Genomic DNA, 1,794 nt, shown 5'->3' with positions numbered 1-1,794 from the left:
CGAAGGCAGCTCGTCAGCGCTGGTGGCCTGGATGCGCCAACAGGCGGCCAGTCGCAGTCGAACCCACATCCGGTCCTAATTCGCTTGGCCGACAACGCCGTGCTGCCGAACCGCTTTCGTTCCGACGTCAAAGAGTGTTTCGTAATCGCGGCGGGCTACGGCGACATCAGTTCGGAACGCGCGTATCTGCGTACCGAAAACCTCTCTTGCGTACGCAATGACGGATCGACGCTAGAGGTCAAGATCCAGGGCAGCGTGTATGGCGAAGACGGCAAGGTCGGCATGCGCGGCCGTCTGGTAACCAAGCAAGGCCAGATGCTGGCCAATGCGCTCACCGCCGGCATCGTGAGCGGCATCGGACAGGGTTTTTACCAGGCCGGCACGAGTGTCTCTACCTCCACCTTCGGGACGGTTGCCACCACCGAAGGCGGCACGCGCGAGCAGATCGAGCGCGGCATCGGCGCCGGGGTCGGGCGCGCCATGGATCGCCTGGCCCAGTACTACATCCGGCTCGCCGAGCAATCCTTTCCGGTGATCGAAATCGACGCCGGCCGTCAGGTCGATGTCGTGATTACCAAGGGCGTGCGCATCGATTCCGGCGATACGACCAGGAATCGCCCGACCTCACTCGTGCAGCGCGACATCCAAAACGAAGACCGCTATGGAAGGAATGGCAACGATGAAGACTATTAAACACCTGGTTGTCGCGTTGGCTGCCGCCGTTGCCGCCTCGGCAGTCTGGGCGACGCCCGACGAGGAGCGTGTGCTGGCCTCGCTGAAAAAAGCGCATCCGAATACCCGCTTTACCAGCGTGTTGCGTACGCCGATTACCGGGCTGTACGAGGTCTGGATGGGGGCGAATGTTGCGTTCGTCTCCAGCAGGAATACCCGATACGTCCTGTTCGGCCGCCTGTTCGATACGGTGGCGATGCAAGACCTTACCGCGCCCAAGCTCGCCAAGGCAGACGGGCAACGTACTCAGGAAGTCGACAGTGATACGCAGAAGATCTTGATTGAGCAACTGCCGTTGTCCGACGCGCTCAAGACCGTCAAGGGGTCCGGCGAGCGTCAGTTGGTGGTGTTTTCCGATCCATCCTGCGGCTACTGCAAGCGTCTGGAACCCGAACTCGACAAGCTGGACAACGTCGCGATCTACACCTTCCTGGTGCCGTTCCAGGGCACGGCCAAGCCGGTCGCGATCTGGTGTGCCGCCGACCGCACCAAGGCGTGGCGCCAGGTCATGCTGCTGGGCGACACCTCCATGCTCAACGCCGGCGCGAATTGCGCACATCCCATCGATCGCAACCTGTCTCTGGCCCAGCGCCTGAAAGTACGCGGCACGCCGACCCTGGTCTTTGCCGATGGCCGGCGCTTCGATGGCTATACCGACGCAGCTGAAATCGAATCCCGATTGGCGGCGGCTGCGAAGCAAGCGCCCGTCGCATCAACCGGCCCACTCAAGGAGAAGCTGTGATGAAAGATCTCACCATGCGCGCGTTGCGCCTTGCTCGTTCTTCGATTGCGCCAGTGGCAGCGCTGGTGTTTGCCGGTTGCGCCAACATGTCCGGCCTCGGCGGCTCGTCGGAGTATGGTTGCAAGGCGCCGGAGGGCGTGAAATGCGATTCCGTTTCCGGAAATTACTACAACGCACTCCAGAACAACCTGCCGAGTCAGCGGCAAGGCCGGCATAGCCCACCTCCCGAGGGAGCATCACAACCGGAAAGAAATGCCGCCCGGATGACACCGGCGGTTGCGCCCGCCTCCCCCGCCGCGAGTGTCACCCCACAGATGTTG

Annotated in this window: 2 protein-coding genes and 1 pseudogene; all 3 read left to right on the top strand. The window is 62.3% G+C overall.

Going from position 1 to position 1,794, the window contains the following annotated elements:
* Positions 1–693, top strand: a 693-nt coding sequence (locus tag A6M56_RS15485) for a TraB/VirB10 family protein (RefSeq protein ID WP_286758230.1), incomplete at its 5' end; no start/stop codon positions are given.
* Positions 680–1,474 (top strand): DsbC family protein, encoded by a 795-nt coding sequence (locus A6M56_RS15480; protein ID WP_286758229.1) that lies wholly within the window; start codon positions 680–682, stop codon positions 1,472–1,474. The genes A6M56_RS15485 and A6M56_RS15480, both read left to right, overlap by 14 nt.
* A pseudogene (locus tag A6M56_RS15475) lies at positions 1,474–1,794 on the top strand (type IV conjugative transfer system lipoprotein TraV); the annotation flags it as partial. The gene A6M56_RS15480 and the pseudogene A6M56_RS15475, both read left to right, overlap by 1 nt.

Source organism: Ralstonia sp. RL, assembly GCF_001683835.1.
GTDB lineage: Bacteria > Pseudomonadota > Gammaproteobacteria > Burkholderiales > Burkholderiaceae > Ralstonia > Ralstonia mannitolilytica.
The sequence above is the reverse complement of the archived record's forward strand: the minus strand, read 5'-3'. Positions and strand labels throughout refer to the sequence as shown.